The organism is Streptomyces sp. (genome assembly GCF_031181705.1).
Lineage (GTDB): Bacteria > Actinomycetota > Actinomycetes > Streptomycetales > Streptomycetaceae > Streptomyces.
In genome coordinates, this window is sequence record NZ_JAPSKN010000005.1 from 32,116 (window position 1) to 53,841 (window position 21,726).

The window sequence follows — 21,726 nt, forward strand, 5'->3', positions numbered from 1 at the left end:
AGACGGCGCCGCTGCCCGGGTTGCCCCGCCAGGGCGCCGGCGGCCCGGACGGGCGGGCGGCGGCCGCGTTCCCGGAGGAGCCGGAGTCCGTTCCGGCAGGACGCGCCGCGTCCCGAGCCGCGTCCCGCGCCGAATCGCGCGCCGCGGCGCGCGCCGGCTCGCACCGCAGGTCCGCGCGCCGGCGGAAGGCGCGGTACGCCGAGCGCCCCGACAGCCCCCTGCGGCGGCTCCTCCCGCAAGCCCTGGTCGTCGCCTTCCTCGCGGGCGGCACCACGGCGTTCGTCGCCAAGGACAAGGCCGTCGAGCTGAACGTCGACGGCAAGGCGCGCACCCTGCACACGTTCGCCGACGACGTCACCGAGCTGCTCGCCGAGGAGGGCGTCGAGATCGGCGCCCACGACGTGGTGGCGCCCGGCCCCGGCACGGAACTCACCAGCGGCGACGAGATCGCCGTGCACTACGCCCGCCCGGTACGGCTCACCCTCGACGGGCACCGGCGCCAGGTGTGGACCACCGCCCGCACGGTGGACGGGGCACTCCGGCAGCTGGGGGTGCGCCAGCAGGGCGCGTACGTGTCCACCTCACGCTCCCGGCGCATCGGCCGCGAAGGACTCGCGCTGGACGTGCGCACCGAACGCACGGTCACGATCATGGCGGACGGCCGGGCCCGCACCGTGCGCACCAACGCCGCGACCGTGCGGGAAGCCGTCGAGGAGGCCGGCATCACCCTGCGCGGCCAGGACGCCACGTCCGTCCCGCAGGGCAGCTTCCCGCGCGACGGGCAGACCGTCACCGTGCTGCGCATCACCGCCGGCAGGGAGGTCCGCGAGGAGCCGATCCCCTTCCAGGTGCGGCGGACGGAGGACCCGGAACTGTTCCGGGGCACCGAGGTCGTGGACCGCGCGGGCGAGCCGGGCCTGCGCCGGATCACCTACTCCCTGCGCACGGTCAACGGCGTCAGACAGAAGCCGCGCCGGATCGGGGCCGAGGTGGTGCGCGAGCCCCGTTCGCAGCTGGTCAGGGTCGGCACCAAGCCGCGCCCCGCCTCCGTGCGGGGCGCCGACCACCTCGACTGGCAGGGCCTCGCGGCCTGCGAGTCCGGCGGCCGCCCCGACGCGGTCGACCCTTCCGGCACCTACGGCGGCCTGTACCAGTTCGACACCCGGACCTGGCAGGCGCTCGGCGGCCGGGGCCGCCCCCAGGACGCCCCGGCGGCGGAACAGACGTACCGGGCGAAGAAGTTGTACGTGCGACGCGGGGCGAGCCCCTGGCCGCACTGTGGGGGCCGGCTGCGCGGGTAGGCGGGCCCGAAACCCCCGTACCCTTGTCCCCGTGACCAGCCCCGCCCACGACGCCCTCCTCGGCCCCGCCGACATCCGCGAACTCGCGGCGGCCCTCGGCGTACGCCCCACCAAACAGCGCGGACAGAACTTCGTCATCGACGCGAACACCGTCCGCCGGATCGTCCGCACCGCCGACGTCCGGCCCGAGGACGTCGTCGTCGAGGTCGGCCCGGGGCTCGGATCGCTCACCCTGGCACTGCTGGAGGTCGCCGAGCGGGTCACGGCCGTGGAGATCGACGACGTCCTCGCCACCGCGCTGCCCGCCACCATCACGGCCCGCATGCCCGAGCGCGTGGACCGGTTCGCGCTGGTCCACTCCGACGCGATGCACGTCGCCGAGCTGCCGGGCCCCGCCCCGACCGCGCTGGTCGCCAACCTCCCCTACAACGTGGCCGTCCCGGTCCTGCTGCACATGCTCGACACGTTCCCGAGCATCGAGCGCACCCTGGTGATGGTCCAGGCGGAGGTCGCCGACCGCCTCGCCGCCGCCCCCGGCTCGAAGGTGTACGGCGTTCCGTCGGTCAAGGCCAACTGGTACGCCGAGGTCAAGCGCGCCGGAGCCATCGGCCGGAACGTCTTCTGGCCCGCGCCGAACGTGGACAGCGGCCTGGTCTCCCTGGTCCGCCGGACCGAGCCGATCAGGACCACCGCGTCGAAGGCCGAGGTGTTCGCCGTGGTCGACGCGGCCTTCGCCCAGCGCCGCAAGACGCTCCGGGCCGCCCTGGCCGGCTGGGCCGGTTCCGCGCCCGCCGCCGAGCAGGCCCTCGTCGCCGCCGGGGTCTCGCCGCAGGCCCGGGGCGAGTCCCTGACCGTCGAGGAGTTCGCGCGCATCGCCGAGCACAAGGCCGACCGGCACCAGGAGAAGGAGACCGCGTGAGCGTCACGGTTCGCGTCCCCGCCAAGGTCAACGTCCAGCTGGCGGTGGGCCCCGCCCGCCCCGACGGCTTCCACGACCTGGCCAACGTCTTCCTCGCGGTCGGCCTCTTCGACGAGATCACCGTCACCCCCGCCGACGGACTGCGCGTCACCTGCGAGGGCCCCGACGCCGGCCAGGTCCCCCTGGACCGGACGAACCTGGCGGCGCGCGCGGCGATCGCCCTGGCCGAGCGGTACGGCCGCGGCCCGGACGTCCACGTGCACATCGCCAAGGACATCCCCGTCGCCGGTGGCATGGCGGGCGGCAGCGCGGACGGCGCCGGCGCCCTGGTCGCCTGCGACGCGCTCTGGCAGACCGGCGCCACCCGCGAGGAACTCCTGGAGATCTGCGCCGAGCTGGGCAGCGACGTGCCGTTCAGCCTGGTCGGCGGGGCCGCCCTCGGCGTCGGGCGGGGCGAGCGGCTGACGCCCCTGGAGGTCGGCGGCACCTTCCACTGGGTGTTCGCCATGGCGGGTCGTGGCCTGTCCACCCCGGCCGTGTTCCGCGAGTTCGACCGGCTCGGCGAGGGCAGGGACATCCCCGCGCCCGTCGCCTCGCGGGAACTGATCGCCGCCCTCGCCAAGGGCGACCCGGACGCACTCGCCGCCACCGTCACCAACGACCTGCAGCCCGCGGCCCTGTCCCTCTTCCCGGAACTCGCCGGCACCCTGGCCACGGGCCGCGCCGCGGGCGCCCTCGCGGCCCTCGTCTCGGGCTCCGGCCCGACCACGGCGTTCCTCGTCCGCGACCCCGAGTCGGCGGCCGCCGTGGCGCAGGCCCTGGTGGCGTCCGGGACGTGCCGCACGGTGCGCACGGCGTCGGGCCCGGCGCCCGGGGCGACGGTGGCCGGGCGTTGATCACGTGCGGCGGCCCGCCACCGGCGCCTGGGCTCCCCCGGTTGTTCTCGACGACGGGGTAGGCGCAGGCGTGGCGGAACTGGTCGCGGCCGTGCGACGGGGCGACGCGGACGAGGTCCGGGCCCTGCTGGCGGCCGGAGCCGACCCCGAGACCCCCGACGACGGCCTTCCGGTCCTGTGCCGGGCGGTCGCGGCCTACGACGAACCCGTGATCGCGGCGCTGCTCCAGGGCGGCGCCGACCCCCTGCGCCGCCTGCCCGACGGCAGCACCCCGCTGCTGCGGGCGGTGGACGGCGGATCACACCTGCTGGTCCTCATGCTCGCCACCCACCGCCTGCCCCTGCCCGCCCCGGTGCGCGAGGAGATGTCGGCCCGCGCCCGGCACTGGGTGGAGACGGGCGCCGAGGCCGGGCTGCGGCGCCTGACCGGTCTCACCGGCCCGGTCGAACGGGTCCGCGTCGTGGACGACGAGATCGGCTGGTGGTGCGAGCAGCTCACGCTCGGCGGGCTGACCGTGCGCGACGAACACCGGGCCGTCCTCACCTCCCTGGAGGCCCACTACGGCGTCCGCGCGCCCTTCGGCGAACTCGTCGCGCGGGCCCTGGCCCACCCCGACCGGGACCACGTCGTCTGGTCCCGCGTGGTGTTCACGCTCGGCCTGCGGCTCGACGAGGAGACCTGGCGGTCGAGCAGGGACCTGCTCGACCACCCCGACCGGGTGCACCGCCTGCTCGCCGCCGAGATCCTGCTGTCACTGATCCTCGGAGACGTCGTCGAGGGCGGCCAGCCGTTCTGGGAACGGGGGCGGGAGTGCGTGCCCTGGGCCGAGCAGGAGCAGGACCCGGAGGTGCTGGCGGTCCTCCTGCACGCGATGACCCACGACAGCGCCCCCGAGATCGAGGCCGTGGGCCTGTCGTACCTCGCCCACCCGGACCCGAGGGTGCGCGCCCTGGTGCCGGACGCCGTGACGCGTCAGGGGGACGGCTGCTGCCGGGTCCGCCCCGAGAGCCTCACCGCGGTGCTCACCCTGGCCGGTGACGAGGACCCCGGCGTGCGCGAGGCGGCCTGCCGCTGGCTCGGGCACTACCGGGGGAGCGAGCCCGAGGTCGGGGACGCGCTGGTCGCGCTCACCCACGACGAGACGCGACCGGTCCGCATCTGCGCCGTTTCCGGCCTGGCCCACCGCGACGATCCGCGCTGCGTCGAGGCCGAGCACCGGATCGGCCCCGCGGACCCGGAGCTGCCGTTCGACGAGAGGCTGCTGGACGTCTGGCGGTACCAGCGCCGTCAGGAGGCCACCGCCCCCTCCTGAACACCCCGGCCGGAGCACCCCGCGGCACGACTACCCTGGAGGGTCGATCCATCCCCCTCGTCAGGAGCGAAATGGCCGTCAACCTGGTCAATGTCGAGAACGTCAGCAAGGTGTACGGCACCCGTGCCCTGCTCGACGGTGTTTCCCTCGGCGTCTCCGAAGGGGACCGCATCGGCGTCGTCGGCCGCAACGGCGACGGCAAGACCACGCTGATCCGGATGCTCGCCCGGCTGGAGGAGGCCGACACCGGACGCGTCACGCACTCCGGCGGCCTGCGCACCGGCGTCCTCACCCAGCACGACTCCCTGGACCCCGAGGCCACCGTCCGCCACGAGGTCATCGGCGACCTGGCCGACCACGAGTGGGCCGGCGTCGCCAAGGTCAGGGACGTGCTGACCGGCCTGTTCGGCGGGCTGGACCTGCCGGGGTTCCCCAAGGGGCTCGACACGGTCATCGGGCCGCTGTCCGGCGGTGAGCGCCGCCGCATCGCGCTCGCCAAGCTGCTCATCGAGGAGCAGGACCTGCTCGTCCTGGACGAGCCCACCAACCACCTCGACGTCGAGGGCATCGCCTGGCTCGCCCGGCACCTGCAGAACCGCCGCTCGGCACTCGTCTGCGTCACCCACGACCGCTGGTTCCTGGACCAGGTCTGCACGCGCATGTGGGACGTCCAGCGCGGCTCGGTCTACGAGTACGAGGGCGGCTACTCCGACTACGTCTTCGCCCGGGCCGAGCGCGAGCGCATCGCCGCCACCGAGGAGACCAAGCGGCAGAACCTCGTCCGCAAGGAGCTGGCCTGGCTGCGCCGCGGCGCCCCGGCCCGTACGTCCAAGCCGCGTTTCCGGGTCGAGGCGGCCAACGAGCTCATCAAGGACGTGCCCCCGCCCCGGGACAGCAGCGAGCTGATGCGGTTCGCGTCCTCGCGGCTCGGCAAGACCGTGTTCGACCTGGAGGACGTCACCGTCCAGGCGGGCCCCAAGGTCCTGCTCAAGCACGTCACCTGGCAGCTCGGGCCCGGCGACCGGATCGGACTGGTCGGCGTCAACGGCGCGGGCAAGACGACCCTGCTGCGGGCCATGGCCCAGGCGGCCCGCACCGACGGGGAGGTCCAGCCCGTGGGCGGCCGCGTCCGCGTCGGCAAGACGGTCAAGCTGGCCTACCTCTCCCAGGAGGTCGCCGAACTCGACCCGAACACGCGGGTGCTGGAGGCCGTGCAGCAGGTGCGCGAGCGCGTCGACCTCGGCAAGGGCCGGGAGATGACCGCCGGGCAGCTGTGCGAGACCTTCGGCTTCACCAAGGAGAAGCAGTGGACGCCCGTCGGCGACCTCTCCGGCGGTGAGCGCCGCAGGCTGCAGCTGCTGCGCCTGCTCATGGACGAGCCCAACGTCCTCTTCCTCGACGAGCCCACCAACGACCTCGACATCGAGACGCTGACCCAGCTGGAGGACGTCCTCGACGGCTGGCCCGGCTCGATGATCGTCATCTCCCACGACCGGTTCTTCATCGAGCGCACCACCGACCGGGTGTTCGCGCTGCTCGGCGACGGCACCCTGCGGATGCTGCCGCGCGGCATCGAGGAGTACCTGGAGCGACGGCAGCGCATGGAGGAGGCCGCGGCCGCCTCCGCCCCCGCGCCGCAGCAGTCGGCCGCCCCGGAGAGGAGCGCCGCCGACCAGCGCGCCGCCAAGAAGGAGCTGCAGAAGATCGAGCGGCAGCTCGACAAGGTCTCCGAGCGCGAGACCAAGCTGCACGCCCGGATCGCCGAGAACGCCACGGATTTCGCGAAGGTGGCCGAACTGGACGCCGAGCTGAGGGAACTGGCCGGTCAGCGCGAGGAGCTGGAGATGCGCTGGCTGGAACTGGCCGAGGACGCGTGAAGGGTGCGTGAAGGCGCGTAACGGCGGCATCACGGGCCGGTCCTCCCTTGGGAACAGGGGGTGAGACGCCCGGTCCGCCGTGGGAACGGGGTGATAGAAAGAGCCGTCTTGGAACTTTATGAAGCGACTCTGAGCCCATCGCGTATCTCAGGGCGTGGCTAAAAATGAGTGAAACGGGGGGAGCGACTGATGACTCAGCCGCCCAGTCAGCCACCGCACGGTGGCTTCGGAGCACCGCAGGACCCGCCGCCGCAGGGCGGTGGTTTCGGGGCGCCGACCCCGCCGCCACCCCAGGGCCCGCCCCAGACCCCACCGCCCCCGCAGGGCCCGCCGCAGCCCGGCTACGGATACCCGCAGCAGCCCGGCCCCTACGGCCAGCCCGGACCGTACGCCTCCGGCCCCTACGGGCAGCCGCAGCCGGGCCCGTACGGCCAGCCGCAGCAGCCCGGCCCGTACGGCCAGCCCGGCTACGGCTACCCGCAGCAGCCCCAGTTCCCGGGCGCGCCGGGCACCCCGCCGCCGGGCGGCTCCCGCAACCCCTTCAAGGGCAAGCCGGCGATGATCATCGGTGCGGCCGTCGCCGCGCTGCTCGTCGTCGGCGGCACCGTCTGGGCGGTCACCGGCGGTGACAGCGGCGAGGGCGAGAAGAAGCCGGTCGCGCGGCAGAGCGACGACCCCAAGGGCGACGCCTCCGCGCCGGTCAACCCCGGTGACGGCGACGGCGACGGCGGCGAGGACCCGGAGAACCTCAACGAGGGCCGCCAGGCCGGCGAGGCCAAGGTCCTCTGGTACAAGGAGGCGCCCGACGCGCCCGGTTCCGGCGCCGACGCCCCCGGCATGTGGATCACCGACAAGACGGCGGTGAAGGCGGCGTACAAGCAGCTCCTCGCCTTCGACGTCGGGGACGGCAAGCCCACCTGGGACACCATCACCTTCCCGCAGAAGATCTGTGCGACGACCCCGCAGAAGACGGCCGACGACAAGATCGTCGTCGCCTACATGAGCGGCAGCAGCGACCGCGCCAAGTGCAACCAGCTGCAGGAGATCGACCTCAACACCGGCGAGAAGGGCTGGACGGAGAAGGTCGCCGACGGCGCCCTGTTCGACTCCACCCTCTCCGTCGAGCTGTCCCTGACCGGCACGACGCTGATGGTGGGCCGCTCCCAGTCCGGCACCGCCTACGACGTCACCAACGGAGACAAGCTCTTCGACAAGAAGCGCTACGGCGACTCCTGCTTCCCGTCCGCGTTCGCCGGCGGCGAGAAGCTGATCGCCGTCTCCTCCTGCGGCGCGGGCACCGACAAGGAACACGACGAGGTGCAGGAGCTCGACCCGAAGACCGGCAAGGCCAGGTGGACCCAGCCGTTCGACAAGGGCTGGCGGGTCGCGCGCACCTACTCGGTCAGCCCGCTGGTCGTCTACAGCACCAACGAGGACAAGAAGGCCTGGAACATCTCCACCTTCACCTCCGGCGGCAAGTTCCGCTCCCAGGTCGGCTTCGACGAGGACTTCGCCCCCGAGTGCGGCTGGGCCATCCTGGAGCGCGACCTCCAGGGCTGCCAGGGCGTCGCCGTCGACGGCGACACGCTCTACCTGCCGACCGAGGCGACCACCGGCGCCAACGAGATCGTCGCGGTCAACCTGGCCGACGGCAAGGAGAAGTGGCGGGTGAAGTCCCCTGCCGACGAGTCGATGCTGCCCATGAAGGTCGAGGGCGGCAAGCTCATCGCCTATGTGCAGCCGTCGTACGACGCGGGCGGCCAGATCATCGCCATCCCGACCGGCGGCGGCAGCCACAAGCCGGCCAGGCTGCTGCAGAACCCGCAGGGCGCGGCGGACATCGAGGACGGGTTCTTCTCCAAGGACATCGACTGGGTCGACGGACGCTTCTACATCTCCACGACCCGGTTGAGCGGGAACGACGACACGAAGGAGAAGTTGATGCTCGCCTACGGCAAGTGATCCTTCCCCTCCCCGCACGCCCTTCGCCGCCCGTCCCCTTCCCCGAGGTGCTCACGTCATGACCCAGCCCCCGCCGCCGCCCCAGCAGCCCCCGCAGGGGGGCGGGTTCGGGCCGCCGCAGGACCAGCCCCAGACCCCGCAGACCCCGCCGCCCGCCGGCGGGCCGAACCTCGGCAAGGCGCCCGAGCCGGGGTACGGCTACCCGCAGGCCCCGCAGACGCCCCCTCCGGCCGCCCCGCCGCAGCAACCGCAGCCGGGGTACGGCTATCCGCAGGGCGCCCCCCAGCCGGCCCAGCCTCCGCAGGCCCCGCCCGGCTACGGCTACCCCGGTCAGCAGCCGGGGCCGTACGGGCAGCCGCCGACGGTGCCCTACGGGCAGCCGGGATACGGGCAGCCGGGATACGGACAGCAGCCCGGGTACGGCTACCCGCAGGCCACCGTGCCGCTCCAGCCGCAGTCCGGACAGCCGGGCGGCGGCGGGAAGTTCAACGCCCAGGTGGCCATCATCGTCGCCGCGGTCGTGGCGATCGCCCTGATCATCGGCGGCGGCGTCTGGTACTCCTCGTCCAAGGACGACGGCAAGAAGGACGACACGGCCAGCTCCGGCGGCGGCACCGGCGGCACGACCGAGGGCAAGGGCGGCACCTCCTCCGGCGGCAGGGAGAAGGCGCCCGACGACCCCGCCGCCAAGGTCCTCTTCCAGGTCCCGATGCCCGAGGTGAAGAACGACAGCACGGTCGTCGTCTCCGGCTCGTGGCTCACCGGCAAGGCGTACGTCAAGAGCGGCATCGCCGAACTCGTCGGCTACGACCGCACCGAGGGCGGCAAGCTCTGGTCGATCCCGCTGGACGGCCCGGTCTGCCAGGCCAGCCGGCACGTCACCGACGACGGCCTGACGGCGATCCTCTACCAGCCCGCGATGCCGACCAAGGCCGATCCCTCGCACGGGTGCAGCCAGATCGCCCTGATCGACCTCGACGCGGGCAAGAAGCTGTGGACCAAGACGGTCGAGGTCGGCGGCGACCCGGTCACCTTCGACAACGTCACGATCAGCGGCAAGACCATCGCCGTCGGCAGCACCAGCGGCGGCGCCGCCTACGACGTCTCCGGCAAGCTGCTGTGGAGCCCCAAGCCGAGCGACTCCTGCTACGACGCCGGGTACGGGGGCGGCGAGAAGCTGGTCGCGGTGCGCAAGTGCGGCTCGTACGAGCAGCGGCAGCTGCACATCCAGACCATCGACCCGAAGTCCGGGAAGGTGATCTCGGAGTACAAGATGGCCGAGGGCATCGAGTACGCGAGCGTCGTGTCGACCAACCCGCTCGTGGTCGCCGCCGACGTCGGCGACTCGGCGGGCGACGGCAGCGGCATCTCCGACTTCTTCTCCATCGACAACAAGACCGGCAAGCTGCGCACCCGGATCTCCGCGCCGGGCGAGCAGTTCGCGGCCCGCTGCGAGGGCATCACCCGCATCGAGTACTGCAACCAGCTGGCCGTCGGCAACGACCGGCTCTACCTGCCGACCGAGGAGCACGACGGCACCGGCAAGTACAGCCAGACCAACGAGATCGTCGCCTTCGACCTCGCGACCGGCAAGCAGACCGGGCAGCGGGCCGACGCCGGCGACGGCTACACGATCTCGCCGCTGCGCATGGACGGCGGCAACGTCATCGCCTACAAGCGCCCGCCGTACGACAAGGGCGGGCAGATCGTGAGCATCGACGGGGGCAGCTTCAAGCAGACGACCCTGCTGGAGAACCCCGCGACGGACCAGGTGCGGGACGTGGAGACCAGCATGTCGCCGGACTACTCCGAGTTCCTGTTCGGCGACGGGCAGCTGTACATGTCCAAGGTGTACGCGAGCAAGCGGTCCGCCGGGCTGGACAAGGAGTACCTCGCGGTCGGCTTCGGCAGGAGCTGATCGCCTTGTGATGGTTTCCTGATCGTTTGCTGATCGGCCGGTGGCCGGTGCGGTCCCGTCCCTGTTCAGGGGCGGGACCGTTCGCGTTTGGCCCGGTCAACCTCGAATGAGAGGAATTTCGGCGATCCGGGGCGATTCTCGCCGGTAGGGGGAGCGCAACGTCGAACAAGCGTGTAGCTTCCGGGGGCATGAAGGCGGGGGAGCCGGGGGGCTTCCATGGGGGGACTGGGTGACTGGGGGGTTGCTCGATGGGAGTGCGGCTCATGGTGGTCGACGACCACCGACTGCTGGCGGAGGCGCTGGCCTCGGCGCTGAAGCTGCGGGGGCACCGGGTGCTGGCCGCGGCGGCGCCGGCCGCGGGGGCGGCGGAGCTGGTGATCACACGGGCGCCCGAGGTGTGCCTGCTGGGGACGGCCACGCCGGCCGAGCCGGGGATCTTCGACCCCGTGGTGAAGATCAAGCGGGAACGGCCGCAGGTGGCGGTGCTGGTGCTGGGCCCGGTGCCGAGTCCGCGGGGCATCGCGGCGGCGTTCGCGGCGGGGGCCTCCGGCTACGTGCGGCACGACGAGCGCATAGAGGGTGTCGAGCGGGCCATCATGAAGGCCCGGGCGGGGGAGGCGGCGGTGGCGCCGCAGTTGCTGCAGGGGGCGTTCGGCGAGCTGCTCAACCCGGCGGCGCAGCCGGACGACGAGGGGCAGCGGCTGTTGTCGATGCTCACGCCGCGGGAGGTCGAGGTCCTGGTCCGGGTCGCGGACGGCGAGGACACGCGGGTCATCGCGGCGGGCATGGGCATCGCACCGTCCACGGCCCGCACGCACGTCCAGCGCGTCCTGATGAAACTCGGCGTCGGCTCCCGCCTGGAGGCGGCCGCTCTGGCGGCCCGCACGGGCCTGCTGGACCGGGCGGGGCCGGTACGGCGGGAGCCGCGAGAGCCGTGACCGTCTGACGCCGGGTGGGGGGTGCGACTTCGTCTGACGCCGGGTGGTGGGACGGGGCCTTCGTCTGACCGTGGGTGGGGGTGCGGGGCCTTCGTCTGACGGTGGGTGGGGGTGCGGGGCTTTCGTCTGACCGTGGGTGGTGGGGCGGGGCCTTCGCCTGCCCGCCGGTGGTGGGTCGGGGCCGCGCCGGGGGGTGTCCGTCCTCGGAACGGCGCGATGGGGTTGCGAACCGACTCGCTGTCCGTTGACGCGCCAACCGCTGCGGGCGGACACCCCCCGACACGGCCCCTTGCGTCGTCCGGCGGTGGCGGCGGGCGGGGGCGGGCGCCCAGTCCCGCTGAGCTGCGGGCATGCGTGCCGCTGGGGGCGGCACCCACGCCGAGCACCTGACGACGGCGGGTTACTCCACCCGTTCGTCTCCCTCCGGCTCAACCCCGGGCGGCGGCGGAGCCACCGGCCTCAGCTTCAGCCACACCAGGAAGAACAACCCCAGCGCGAGCATGCCCAGCCCGGTCCACAGGTTGATGTTCACCCCCTCGGCCTTGTCGATGTCGGCGTCGGACGCCGTCAGCCCCGCGATCGTGACGATCACGCCGTACACCACGAACAGCCCACCGATGATCCGCCGGATGTCGAACAGCCGCGCTGCGGTCGCCGACTTGCCCTGCAGCTCGGTGACCTCCCGCTGCACGTCCTTCTCGGAGTGGAACTCGGACATGTTCTGTCAGCCTCCCTGGGTCAGAACGAGAACGGGATGTAGCAGGCCGCGGCCAGGATCACCGCGCCCCAGCCGAGCAGCGCCGGCCTGCGGTACCAGGCCTCGTCCCCCGGCGCCGGCGGCTCCGTCATGCCGGGCGAGGTCGTGCCGTAGACCAGCCCCTGGAGCTCCTGGGCGGGCTTCGGCGCGGTGAACAGCGAGACCGCCACCATGACGACCGCGCCCGCGACGAATCCCGCGATCGCCGAGACGAAGTTGGCCCCCTGGTCGGAGGGGATGCCGACGATGTCCTGCTTGTAGAGGACGAAGTAGTTGACCATCGCGGCGGTGGTGCCCGCGAACAGGCCCCAGAAGCCGGACTTCATCGACGCCCGCTTCCAGAACATGCCGATGATGAAGACGACGAACATCGGCACGTTGAAGAAGGAGAACAGCGTCTGGAGGTAGCTCATGATGTTCGAGAAGGACGACGCCAGGAACGCCGTGCCGATCGAGGCCAGGACGCCGATCGCGGTGATGAGCCGGCCGAAGCGCACGTAGTACCCGTCCTCGCGGTCCTTCACGACGTACCTGGCCCAGATGTCCGTCGTGAACACCGTGTTGAACGACGACACGTTGGCCGCCATGCCCGCCATGAACGCCGCGAGCAGGCCGGTGACGGCGATGCCGAGCACGCCGTTGGGCAGCAGCTGTTCCATCAGGTAGGGGATCGCGTCGTTGTACTGCAGGTCGGAGCCGGAGGTGCCGATCTTCGGCACCAGGACGGCGGCGACCAGGCCCGGGATCATCACGAGGAACACGATGAAGATCTTCGGGAACGCGGCGATCAGCGGCGTGCGCTGGGCCGCCGAGAGGTTCTTCGCCGACAGGGCGCGCTGCACCTCGGCGAAGTTCGTCGTCCAGTAGCCGAAGGAGAGGACGAAGCCGAGGCCGAGGACGATGGTCAGCCAGTTCGCGCCCAGCGGGTTGTCGCTGCCGATGCCCGTGCCGCCCCAGGCGGTCATGAAGTCGCCGCCGCGGGACTCGGTGAGGGAGTCCGACAGGCCGTCCCAGCCGCCGACGCTCTTCAGGCCGAGCACGGTGATGGGGATGAGGGCCGCCAGGATCACGAAGAACTGGAGAACCTCGTTGTAGATGGCCGAGGAGAGGCCGCCGAGGGTGATGTAGGCCAGGACGAAGAAGCCGGCGACCACGATCGCCACCCACTGCGGCCAGCCCAGCAGCGCCTCGACGACGATGGCCAGGGCGTAGAGGTTCACGCCGGCGATGAGGATGGCGGCGAAGGCGAAGAGGACCGAGCTGAGCAGGTGCGCCGCCTTGTCGAAGCGCAGCAGCAGGAACTCGGGGACCGAGCGGACCTTGGACCCGTAGTAGAAGGGCATCATGACCAGGCCCAGGAAGACCATGGCCGGGATGGCGCCGATCCAGTACCAGTGCGTCGTGTAGACCCCGTACTGGGCGCTGTTGGCGGCCATGCCCAGGATCTCGGTCGCGCCCAGGTTGGCGGCGATGAACGCCAGACCGGTGACCCAGGCGGGCAGGGAGCGGCCGGAGAGGAAGAAGTCGAGACTGGTCTTCACCGAACGTCTGGCGGCGAAACCGATGCCCAGGACGACGACGAAGTAGATCCCGAGGATGGTGTAGTCGAGCCAGTTGGTGGGGAGCCGTAGCTCGGCTGCCAGGAATGTGGGGGTTTGCATGAGCCCTCGCTTTGTCGCGCGAACCGATACCTCGCGGAATCTACGTGTCCGCGTTCAGCAATTGAACACGTCGGGTGATGCTCTTTGTTGGATTGTGATGTTGACGGTTGAGGGGGGCGGTGTTTTGATATGTTCGGTTATGTTTGAAGGATGAGGAGTCCGGCGTGAAGAAGACCTCGACCCGGCTGGCCGACGGTCGCGAGCTCATCTACTACGACCTGCGTGACGACCGCGTGCGCGGTGCGGCCGACCGCCGCCCGCTGGACCGCACCGTCACCACGTCCGAGATCCGCCGCGACCCCCTGCTCGGCGACGCCGTCGCGATCGCCTCGCACCGCCAGGGCCGCACCTACCACCCCCCGGCCGACGAGTGCCCCCTGTGCCCCTCCGAGGGCGACCGGCTGAGCGAGATCCCCGACTCCTCGTACGACGTCGTGGTCTTCGAGAACCGCTTCCCCTCGCTCGCCGGCGACTCGGGCCGCTGCGAGGTCGTCTGCTTCACCTCCGACCACAACGCCTCCTTCGCCGACCTCTCCGAGGAGCAGGCGGGCCTGGTGCTGGAAGCGTGGACGGACCGTACGTCGGAGCTGTCCCATCTCTCCTCCGTCGAGCAGGTGTTCTGCTTCGAGAACCGGGGTGCCGAGATCGGTGTGACGCTCCAGCATCCGCACGGGCAGATCTACGCCTACCCCTTCACCACCCCGCGCACCGCCCTGATGCTCCGCTCGGTCGCCGCCCACACGGAGATGACGGGCGGTGAGAACCTCTTCGACGCCGTCCTGGAACGCGAACTCGCCGGCGAGCGGGTCGTCCTGGAGGGCGACCACTGGGTGGCCTTCGTGCCGTACGCGGCGCACTGGCCGTACGAGGTGCACCTGTACCCCAGGCGCCGCGTGCCCGACCTGCTCGGCCTGGACGAGGAGGCACGCACAGAGTTCCCCAAGGTCTATCTGGAACTGTTGAGGCGCTTCGACCGGATCTTCGGTGAGAACGAGCCTCCGACGCCGTACATCGCGGCCTGGCACCAGGCCCCGTTCGGCGCGCTGGAGGAGTTCGACGGGGTCGCGCGGGAGGACTTCGCGCTCCACCTCGAGCTTTTCACCATCCGCCGCACTTCCGGCAAGCTGAAGTTCCTCGCGGGTTCCGAGTCCGGCATGAACGTGTTCATCAACGACGTGCCGCCGGAGCGCGCGGCCGAGCGACTGCGAGAGGTAGCGAGTTCATGAGCGGGAAGTACCTGGTGACGGGCGGCGCGGGATACATCGGCAGTGTGGTCGCCCAGCACCTGCTGGAGGCCGGTCACGAGGTCGTCGTCCTCGACAACCTCTCCACGGGCTTCCGCGAGAGCGTCCCGGCCGGCGCCTCGTTCGTCGAGGGCGACATCCGCGACGCGGCCAAGTGGCTGGACGCGTCCTTCGACGGCGTCCTGCACTTCGCGGCCTCCTCGCAGGTCGGCGAGTCGGTCGTGAAGCCGGAGAAGTACTGGGACAACAACGTCGGCGGCACGATGGCCCTGCTGGCCGCGATGCGCGAGGCGGGCGTGCGCACGCTGGTCTTCTCCTCCACGGCGGCCACCTACGGCGAGCCCGAGCAGGTCCCGATCGTCGAGTCGGCGCCCACCGCCCCGACCAACCCGTACGGCGCCTCCAAGCTCGCGGTCGACCACATGATCACGGGTGAGGCGGCCGCCCACGGCCTCGGCGCGGTCTCGCTGCGCTACTTCAACGTCGCCGGTGCCTACGGCGAGTACGGCGAGCGCCACGACCCCGAGTCCCACCTGATCCCCCTGGTCCTCCAGGTCGCCCAGGGCCGCCGGGAGGCGATCTCCGTCTACGGCGACGACTACCCGACGCCGGACGGGACCTGCGTGCGCGACTACATCCACGTCGCCGACCTGGCCGAGGCCCACCTGCTGGCACTGAAGGCCGCCGCCCCCGGCGAACACCTGATCTGCAACCTCGGCAACGGCAACGGCTTCTCCGTCCGCGAGGTCATCGAGACGGTCCGCCGCGTCACCGGCCACCCGATCCCGGAGGTGGTCGCTCCTCGCCGGGGCGGCGACCCGGCGGTCCTGGTGGCGTCGGCCGCCACGGCCCGCGAGAAGCTGGGCTGGAACCCGTCCCGCGCGGATCTCGCGGAAATCGTCGCGGACGCGTGGGACTTCGCGCAGCGGCGCGGCAACTAGAACGTACGGAAGGGTCAGGGGTCAGGCATGAGCGAGGCTGTGGCGGAGACGGTCGCCTCCCGGTTCAGCGAGCTGTACGGCGCCGAGCCGGACGGGGTGTGGGCGGCGCCGGGCCGCGTCAACCTCATCGGTGAGCACACCGACTACAACGACGGCTTCGTGATGCCGTTCGCCCTGCCGCACCAGGCGGTGGCGGCGGTCGCACGCCGTGCGGACGGCGTGCTGCGGCTGCACTCGGCGGACGTCGAGTCGGGCGTGAGCGAACTGCGGGTCGACGACCTCGCCCCCGAGTCGGACAAGAACTGGACGGCGTACCCGGCGGGCGTGGTCTGGGCGTTGCGCGAGGCCGGCCACGCGGTGACGGGCGCGGACATCCACCTCGCGTCCACCGTCCCCTCCGGCGCGGGCCTGTCGTCGTCGGCGGCCCTGGAGGTCGTGATCGCCCTGGCCCTGAACGACCTGTTCTCCCTCGGCCTGCGCGGCTGGCAACTGGCCCGCCTGTGCCAGCGCGCCGAGAACGTCTACGTCGGCGCCCCGGTCGGCATCATGGACCAGACGGCGTCGGCGTGCTGCGAGGCCGGGCACGCGCTGTTCCTCGACACCCGCGACCTGTCCCAGCGGCAGATCCCCTTCGACCTGGCGGCCGAGGGCATGCGCCTGCTGGTCGTCGACACGCAGGTCAAGCACTCCCACAGCGAGGGCGAGTACGGCAAGCGGCGGGCGGGGTGCGAGAAGGGCGCGGCCCTGCTGGGCGTGGACGCGCTGCGCGACATCCCCTACGACGGGCTGGACGAGGCCCTGGCCCGCCTCGGCGACGAGGAGGAGGTCCGCCGCCTGGTCCGCCACGTCGTCACGGAGGACGAACGCGTCGAACGGGTCGTCTCCCTCCTGGAATCCGGCGAGACCCGCGCGATCGGCCCGGTCCTGGTCGAGGGCCACGCCTCCCTGCGCGACGACTTCCGCATCTCCTGCCCGGAGCTGGACCTGGTCGTCGACACGGCCCTGGCGGCCGGCGCCCTGGGCGCCCGCATGACCGGCGGCGGCTTCGGCGGCTCGGCGATCGTCCTGGCGGAGGAGGGGGACGTGGACGCGATCACGAAGGCGGTGACGGAGGCCTTCGCCGCGGCTGACTTCACGACCCCGCGCGTCTTCGAGGCGGTCCCCTCACCGGGAGCCCGCCGCCTGCGCTGACCCACCCGGCCCGGCGCCCTCCCTCCCCGGGGGCGCCGGCCCGGCCATCCGGGTCAGACCAGCCTCTTCACCAGCGTGTACTCCGTGATCCCCGGGGGATAGTCCGGCACCACGCACACCACCTCGTACCCCTGCTTCTCGTAGAAGCGAGGGGCCTGGAAGTCCCAGGTCTCCAGGCGGGACGCGCGGCAGGCGCGTTCTCCCGCGGCGATGCGCTCCGCCCGCGCGAGCAGCCGGGCGCCCAGGCCCCGGCCCCGGTGGCGTTCGTCCACCCACAGGTACGTCACGTGCAACCAGGTCGCCCACGTGTGGCCGACCAGGCCGCCGGCCAGTTCGCCGTCGGCGTCGTTCACAGCCCACACGTGCAACGGGACGTCCCGTTCGTCCGGTGTTCCGCGCAGGGCGCGCAGGATCGGAGAGGCGGCCGTGTTGGCATCCCGCAGACGCGTGCGGAGCAGATCACGTCGGGCCTTGTCGACTTCTGTCTCAAGACGAAACATGCGGCACACCATAAACGTGCCGGACAGTCAGTTCTGCAAATAACCTTCCGCTCCGGGCCCCCGCCCGTACCCTGATGAACAGCACCGGTGGGGGCCGGTGCCGCTCAGGGGGCGAGACAGCCGGGTACGACACCCGGAGTGGGGGTAGCGGTTCCTGCACGGCGGCGGCCGTGCGGCTGCGGCGCCCCGGTCAGGCTGCGGCAAGGACGGACGGACAGGCGCAGCGGACGCACACTCCGGGGTCGTACCCGTGCGGTGTCGTCTCCCGACGATGGGGTATCCCCTGCTCTTCCGAGAGCTCGGGTAAGGGGGTTTCGTGGTTCGCATCCGAGTCCTGGTCGTCGACGACCATCGCATCTTCGCCGAGTCACTCGCCGCGGCCCTGGCCGCCGAGCCCGACGTCGACGTCTCCGCCGCCGGCAGCGGTCCCGCCGCGCTGCGCAGCCTGGAGCGCGCGGTCGCCGAGGGGCGCCGGTTCGACGTGCTGCTCGTCGACGCCGACCTGGGCGGCAAGGTGCCGGGCGCGCGCCCGGCCGTGCCCGTGCAGGAGGGCAACGAGGACGGGCTCGTGGACGGGATATCCCTCGTCACGGGCGTGCGCTCCGCGCAGCCGAACGTACGGATCGTCGTACTCGCCGAGAAGGACGACCCGCGCCGGGCCGCGCTCGCCCTGCAGGCCGGCGCCTCCGGGTGGGTCGCCAAGGACTGCTCGCTGTCCCGGCTGCTCACCGTCATCCGGGGCGTGCTGCGGGACGAGACGCATCTGCCGCCCGCCCTGCTCACCGGCGTCCTGCGCGAGCTGACCGCGGCCCGCAAGCACCGCACGGAGAGCGAGCGGCTGGTGGAGTCCCTCACTCCGCGTGAGCGCGAAGTGCTGCGGTGCATGGTGGCGGGGCTGGGGCGCAAGGCCGTCGCCGAGCGCCTGTACCTGTCGCCGCACACCGTGCGGACGCACATGCAGAACGTCCTCGGCAAGCTCGGTGTCCACTCGACGCTCGCCGCCGTGGCTCTCGCCCGGCGGGCCGGAGTGGGGCCCGTCGACCTAGCCGGGGATGTTGTCGAACGGGGCGGTCAGCTGGCGTAGCAGCCCCGCCAGGTCGCCGCGCTGGGCCCGGGTGAGCTCGGCGAGGATCGCGCGCTCCTGGTCCAGCAGCCCCGCCAGGGCCTGGTCCGCGCGGTCCCGGCCCTCGTCCGTGAGCCGCACGAGCACCCCCCGGCGGTCGCTGGGGTCGGGGAGGCGCTCCACCAGGCCCTTCTTCGCCAGGCGGTCGATGCGGTTCGTCATCGTGCCCGAGGTGACCAGCGTCTGGGTGAGGAGCTGTCCGGGCGAGAGCTGGTACGGCGTGCCCGCGCGGCGCAGGGCCGTCAGGACGTCGAACTCCCACGGCTCCAGGCCGTGCTCCGAGAAGGCCAGGCGGCGCGCCCGGTCCAGGTGCCGGGCCAGTCTGCTCACACGGCTGAGCACCTCGAGCGGTTCCACGTCGAGGTCCGGGCGCTCCCGGCGCCATGCTGCGACCAGCCGGTCGACCTCGTCCTCCATGACGATCAGTGTAGTGGTTGTGTCGACGTAGAGTCTCTTGATGTCCATTATCTTGACATCGAGATATCTCGGGGACCACGCTGGGTGTGCGTCCCGTACCGTCGCCGTGCGGTCACCCCGAAGGACACCAGGAGGACCCATGCCCGCAGCCGCCCCCACCTGGGACCCCGCCCAGTACCTGCGCCACGCCGCCCACCGCGCCCGGCCCTTCGCCGACCTCCTCGCCCGCGTCCCCGACCTGCCCGGCGAGCCGCCCCGCGTCGCCGACCTCGGCTGCGGCCCCGGCAACGTCACCGCGCTGCTCGCCGACCGCTGGCCCACCGCCCGGATCACCGGCTACGACAACTCGCCCGAGATGCTCGACAGGGCCCACGTCGACCACGAGGGCCCCACCCCCGGCGGCGGGCGCCTCGACTTCGCCCCCGCCGACGCCCGCACCTGGACGCCCGGCGAGCCGTACGACCTGATCGTCAGCAACGCCACGCTGCAATGGGTGCCGGGGCACGTCGAACGCTTCGCCGACTGGGTCGCCGGGCTGAAACCCGGCGGTGTCCTCGCCTTCCAGGTGCCCGGCAACTTCGACGCCCCGAGCCACCGGCTCATGCGCGAACTCGCCGGCTCACCGCGCTGGCGCGACCGGCTCGCCGGCACCCTGCGCCACGCCGACGCCGTCCACACCCCCGCGGCCTACCTGGAGCGGCTGAACTCCCTGGGCTGTGACGCCGACGTGTGGGAGACGACGTACCTGCACCTGCTGCCGGGTGAGGATCCCGTGCTCGACTGGGTGAAGGGGACCGGGCTGCGGCCCGTACTCACCGCGCTCGCCGACGACCCCGAAGCCCGGGAGGGCTTCCTCGCCGAGTACCGGGCGGCCCTGCGCGAGGCCTACCCGGCCGGCCCGCACGGCACACCGTTCCCGTTCCGGCGGGTCTTCGCCGTGGCGCGCAAGGAAGGCTGACGAACCCACGCGCCTAGGCCTTGCGGCGTCCTATCAGATGCGGCTTGGCCTCCAGGCCGTCCAGACCGTGCCACGCCAGGTTCACCAGGTGCGCGGCCACCTCGGCCTTCTTCGGCCTGCGCACGTCCAGCCACCACTGGCCGGTCAGGGCGACCATCCCCACCAGGGCCTGGGCGTACAGCGGGGCCAGCTTGGGGTCGAAGCCGCGGCTTTTGAACTCCCGGCCCAGGATGTCCTCCACCTGGGTGGCGATGTCCGAGATCAGCGAGGCGAACGACCCGGTCGACTGGGGGATGGGCGAGTCACGGACCAGGATGCGGAAGCCGTCCGTGTACTCCTCGATGTAGTCCAGCAGCGCGAAGGCCGCCTGCTCGCACAGTTCGCGCGGGTGACCGGCCGTGAGAGAGCTGGTCACCATGTCCAGCAGGCGGCGCATCTCGCGGTCCACCACGACCGCGTAGAGCCCTTCCTTGCCGCCGAAGTGCTCGTAGACCACCGGCTTGGAGACCCCGGCCTTCGCCGCGATCTCCTCCACCGACGTGCCCTCGAAGCCCTTGGCGGCGAAGAGGGTGCGACCGATCTCCAGCAGCTGCTGGCGGCGTTCGGCACCGGTCATCCGGGTGCGACGCGCTCGCCGCGGCTTGTCATTGCTGGGGGTGCTGCTCGAGTCGGTCGCCACAGCGACCATCATGCCGCCTCGACGGGCTCCTTCCCGCGCCGGGAGCCACCTTCCCCGGTGGTACGCCGTGAATCGATACGCGAGCGTGACGGCCAGCGCACGTCGTACGCCCACCCGGCCATCTCGAACCAGCGGATCAGCCGCGCGGAGGAGTCCAGCTGGCCGCGCATCACACCGTGCCGCGCCGAGGTCGGGTCGGCGTGGTGCAGGTTGTGCCAGGACTCGCCGCAGGACAGGATCGCCAGCCACCACACGTTGCCCGAACGGTCACGCGACTTGAAGGGGCGCTTGCCCACCGCGTGGCAGATCGAGTTGATCGACCAGGTCACGTGGTGCAGCAGGGCCACCCGGACGAGCGAACCCCAGAAGAAGCCCGTGAACGCGCCCCACCAGGACATCGTGACCAGACCGCCGATCACCGGCGGCAGCGCCAGCGACACCACCGTCCACAGCACGAACTGGCGGGAGATGGCGCGCAGCGTCTTGTCCTTGATCAGGTCCGGGGCGTACTTCTCCTGCGGCGTCTGCTCCTCGTCGAACATCCAGCCGATGTGCGCCCACCACAGGCCCTTCATCAGGGCCGGCAGGGTCTCGCCGAACCGCCACGGCGAATGCGGGTCGCCCTCCGCGTCGGAGAACTTGTGATGCTTGCGGTGATCCGCCACCCAGCGCACCAGCGGCCCCTCGACCGCCATCGACCCCGCGATCGCCAGCGCGATCTTCAGCGGCCGCTTCGCCTTGAAGGAACCGTGCGTGAAGTGACGGTGGAACCCGATCGTGATGCCGTGGCACCCCAGGAAGTAGAAGAACACCAGCAGACCGAGGTCCAGCCAGCTCACCCCCCATCCCCAGGCCAGCGGTACGGCCGCCAGCAGCGCGAGGAACGGAACGGTGATGAAGAGGAGGAGGGCGATCTGCTCGATGGACCGCTTCTTCTCGCCGCCCAGCGTCGCGGAGTCCGCTGCGGCGTCGGTGGGCTGACCGGGCGCCTTCGCGGCGTCCTCGATCACGTCGGAACTACTGGTCATACGCGTCCCCTGGGGGGTATGTGGTTGAGGAAGGAGTAGCCGGGCCACGGGAATCCGTGCGGTGCTTCCTACGGTTCCGTAACCTACGGCATCGTAAGTATGGC

At 71.9% G+C, this 21,726-nt stretch carries 19 protein-coding genes; 13 read left to right on the forward strand and 6 right to left on the reverse strand.

The annotated features are described in order from the left end of the window. Positions 1-20: 20 nt before the first annotated feature. The 8 genes from RIN80_RS02195 (at position 21) to RIN80_RS02230 (ending at position 11,123) form a co-directional block, all read left to right on the forward strand. Positions 21-1,301, forward strand: coding sequence for a ubiquitin-like domain-containing protein (locus RIN80_RS02195; RefSeq protein ID WP_309093777.1), 1,281 nt, complete (start codon positions 21-23; stop codon positions 1,299-1,301). 31 nt (positions 1,302-1,332) lie between these two features. After that, entirely contained in the window at positions 1,333-2,220 is an 888-nt protein-coding gene (rsmA, locus tag RIN80_RS02200; RefSeq protein ID WP_309093736.1) for a 16S rRNA (adenine(1518)-N(6)/adenine(1519)-N(6))-dimethyltransferase RsmA, read from the forward strand. Next, the gene (locus RIN80_RS02205; protein WP_309093737.1) at positions 2,217-3,116 is read left to right on the forward strand and encodes a 4-(cytidine 5'-diphospho)-2-C-methyl-D-erythritol kinase; all 900 of its coding nucleotides are present in this window, start codon (positions 2,217-2,219) and stop codon (positions 3,114-3,116) included. The genes rsmA and RIN80_RS02205 overlap by 4 nt, the downstream gene beginning before the upstream one ends. Before the next feature lie 70 nt (positions 3,117-3,186). Further along, a complete protein-coding gene (locus tag RIN80_RS02210) occupies positions 3,187-4,428 on the forward strand; it encodes a HEAT repeat domain-containing protein (protein ID WP_309093738.1) in 1,242 nt (413 codons plus the stop codon). A gap of 71 nt (positions 4,429-4,499) precedes the next feature. Then, positions 4,500-6,305 carry an ABC-F family ATP-binding cassette domain-containing protein gene (locus RIN80_RS02215; RefSeq protein ID WP_309093739.1) on the forward strand — a complete coding sequence of 602 codons (1,806 nt, stop codon included), beginning with the start codon at positions 4,500-4,502 and terminating at the stop codon, positions 6,303-6,305. A gap of 189 nt (positions 6,306-6,494) precedes the next feature. Next, a complete protein-coding gene (locus RIN80_RS02220; protein ID WP_309093740.1) occupies positions 6,495-8,267 on the forward strand; it encodes a PQQ-binding-like beta-propeller repeat protein in 1,773 nt (590 codons plus the stop codon). Positions 8,268-8,325: 58 nt separating this feature from the next. Beyond that, entirely contained in the window at positions 8,326-10,185 is a 1,860-nt protein-coding gene (locus RIN80_RS02225; protein ID WP_309093741.1) for a PQQ-binding-like beta-propeller repeat protein, read from the forward strand. A 248-nt stretch (positions 10,186-10,433) separates the two neighbouring features. Next, positions 10,434-11,123, forward strand: coding sequence for a response regulator transcription factor (locus RIN80_RS02230; protein WP_309093742.1), 690 nt, complete (start codon positions 10,434-10,436; stop codon positions 11,121-11,123). A gap of 400 nt (positions 11,124-11,523) precedes the next feature. On the opposite strand, the gene RIN80_RS02235 is transcribed toward RIN80_RS02230, so the two are convergent. After that, entirely contained in the window at positions 11,524-11,841 is a 318-nt protein-coding gene (locus RIN80_RS02235) for a hypothetical protein (protein ID WP_309093743.1), read from the reverse strand. A 20-nt stretch (positions 11,842-11,861) separates the two neighbouring features. After that, positions 11,862-13,541 carry a sodium:solute symporter family protein gene (locus tag RIN80_RS02240; RefSeq protein ID WP_309093744.1) on the reverse strand — a complete coding sequence of 560 codons (1,680 nt, stop codon included), beginning with the start codon at positions 13,539-13,541 and terminating at the stop codon, positions 11,862-11,864. 164 nt (positions 13,542-13,705) lie between these two features. Here RIN80_RS02240 and galT point away from each other — a divergent pair, with 164 nt between their 5' ends. The 3 genes from galT to galK are packed head-to-tail and all read left to right on the forward strand — an operon-like array spanning position 13,706 to position 16,917. Continuing rightward, a complete protein-coding gene (gene galT / locus RIN80_RS02245) occupies positions 13,706-14,767 on the forward strand; it encodes a galactose-1-phosphate uridylyltransferase (RefSeq protein ID WP_309093745.1) in 1,062 nt (353 codons plus the stop codon). Then, the gene (gene galE / locus RIN80_RS02250) at positions 14,764-15,726 is read left to right on the forward strand and encodes a UDP-glucose 4-epimerase GalE (RefSeq protein ID WP_309093746.1); all 963 of its coding nucleotides are present in this window, start codon (positions 14,764-14,766) and stop codon (positions 15,724-15,726) included. The genes galT and galE overlap by 4 nt, the downstream gene beginning before the upstream one ends. A gap of 27 nt (positions 15,727-15,753) precedes the next feature. After that, positions 15,754-16,917: a galactokinase gene (gene galK / locus RIN80_RS02255; protein ID WP_309093747.1), complete on the forward strand. Its 1,164-nt coding sequence runs from the start codon at positions 15,754-15,756 to the stop codon at positions 16,915-16,917. Positions 16,918-16,970: 53 nt separating this feature from the next. On the opposite strand, the gene RIN80_RS02260 is transcribed toward galK, so the two are convergent. Continuing rightward, on the reverse strand, positions 16,971-17,429 hold the full coding sequence (locus RIN80_RS02260; protein ID WP_309093748.1) for a GNAT family N-acetyltransferase: 459 nt from the start codon (positions 17,427-17,429) through the stop codon (positions 16,971-16,973). A 304-nt stretch (positions 17,430-17,733) separates the two neighbouring features. On the opposite strand from RIN80_RS02260, the gene RIN80_RS02265 reads away from it, so the two are divergent. Then, positions 17,734-18,501 (forward strand): response regulator transcription factor, encoded by a 768-nt coding sequence (locus tag RIN80_RS02265; RefSeq protein ID WP_031117914.1) that lies wholly within the window; start codon positions 17,734-17,736, stop codon positions 18,499-18,501. Here RIN80_RS02265 and tamR read toward each other — a convergent pair. Beyond that, a complete protein-coding gene (tamR, locus tag RIN80_RS02270) occupies positions 18,460-18,957 on the reverse strand; it encodes a MarR family transcriptional regulator TamR (RefSeq protein ID WP_309093749.1) in 498 nt (165 codons plus the stop codon). The genes RIN80_RS02265 and tamR overlap by 42 nt on opposite strands. Before the next feature lie 139 nt (positions 18,958-19,096). On the opposite strand from tamR, the gene RIN80_RS02275 reads away from it, so the two are divergent. Continuing rightward, positions 19,097-19,915: a trans-aconitate 2-methyltransferase gene (locus RIN80_RS02275; protein ID WP_309093750.1), complete on the forward strand. Its 819-nt coding sequence runs from the start codon at positions 19,097-19,099 to the stop codon at positions 19,913-19,915. A gap of 13 nt (positions 19,916-19,928) precedes the next feature. Here RIN80_RS02275 and RIN80_RS02280 read toward each other — a convergent pair whose 3' ends face one another. Next, entirely contained in the window at positions 19,929-20,606 is a 678-nt protein-coding gene (locus tag RIN80_RS02280) for a TetR/AcrR family transcriptional regulator (protein ID WP_309093751.1), read from the reverse strand. Then, positions 20,603-21,622, reverse strand: coding sequence for a fatty acid desaturase (locus tag RIN80_RS02285; protein WP_309093752.1), 1,020 nt, complete (start codon positions 21,620-21,622; stop codon positions 20,603-20,605). The genes RIN80_RS02280 and RIN80_RS02285 overlap by 4 nt, the downstream gene beginning before the upstream one ends. Positions 21,623-21,726: the final 104 nt, after the last annotated feature.

Excerpts from the sequence above, each read along its gene's own strand:
- galK (WP_309093747.1), top strand. The coding sequence starts at position 15,754 with ATGAGCGAGGCTGTGGCGGAGACGGTCGCCTCCCGGTTCAGCGAGCTG.
- RIN80_RS02225 (WP_309093741.1), top strand. The coding sequence starts at position 8,326 with ATGACCCAGCCCCCGCCGCCGCCCCAGCAGCCCCCGCAGGGGGGCGGG.
- RIN80_RS02230 (WP_309093742.1), top strand. The coding sequence starts at position 10,434 with ATGGGAGTGCGGCTCATGGTGGTCGACGACCACCGACTGCTGGCGGAG.
- RIN80_RS02260 (WP_309093748.1), bottom strand. The coding sequence starts at position 17,429 with ATGGTGTGCCGCATGTTTCGTCTTGAGACAGAAGTCGACAAGGCCCGA.
- RIN80_RS02220 (WP_309093740.1), top strand. The coding sequence starts at position 6,495 with ATGACTCAGCCGCCCAGTCAGCCACCGCACGGTGGCTTCGGAGCACCG.
- RIN80_RS02215 (WP_309093739.1), top strand. The coding sequence starts at position 4,500 with ATGGCCGTCAACCTGGTCAATGTCGAGAACGTCAGCAAGGTGTACGGC.
- galE (WP_309093746.1), top strand. The coding sequence starts at position 14,764 with ATGAGCGGGAAGTACCTGGTGACGGGCGGCGCGGGATACATCGGCAGT.
- RIN80_RS02285 (WP_309093752.1), bottom strand. The coding sequence starts at position 21,622 with ATGACCAGTAGTTCCGACGTGATCGAGGACGCCGCGAAGGCGCCCGGT.
- tamR (WP_309093749.1), bottom strand. The coding sequence starts at position 18,957 with ATGGAGGACGAGGTCGACCGGCTGGTCGCAGCATGGCGCCGGGAGCGC.
- RIN80_RS02275 (WP_309093750.1), top strand. The coding sequence starts at position 19,097 with ATGCCCGCAGCCGCCCCCACCTGGGACCCCGCCCAGTACCTGCGCCAC.
- RIN80_RS02280 (WP_309093751.1), bottom strand. The coding sequence starts at position 20,606 with ATGATGGTCGCTGTGGCGACCGACTCGAGCAGCACCCCCAGCAATGAC.
- RIN80_RS02240 (WP_309093744.1), bottom strand. The coding sequence starts at position 13,541 with ATGCAAACCCCCACATTCCTGGCAGCCGAGCTACGGCTCCCCACCAAC.
- RIN80_RS02235 (WP_309093743.1), bottom strand. The coding sequence starts at position 11,841 with ATGTCCGAGTTCCACTCCGAGAAGGACGTGCAGCGGGAGGTCACCGAG.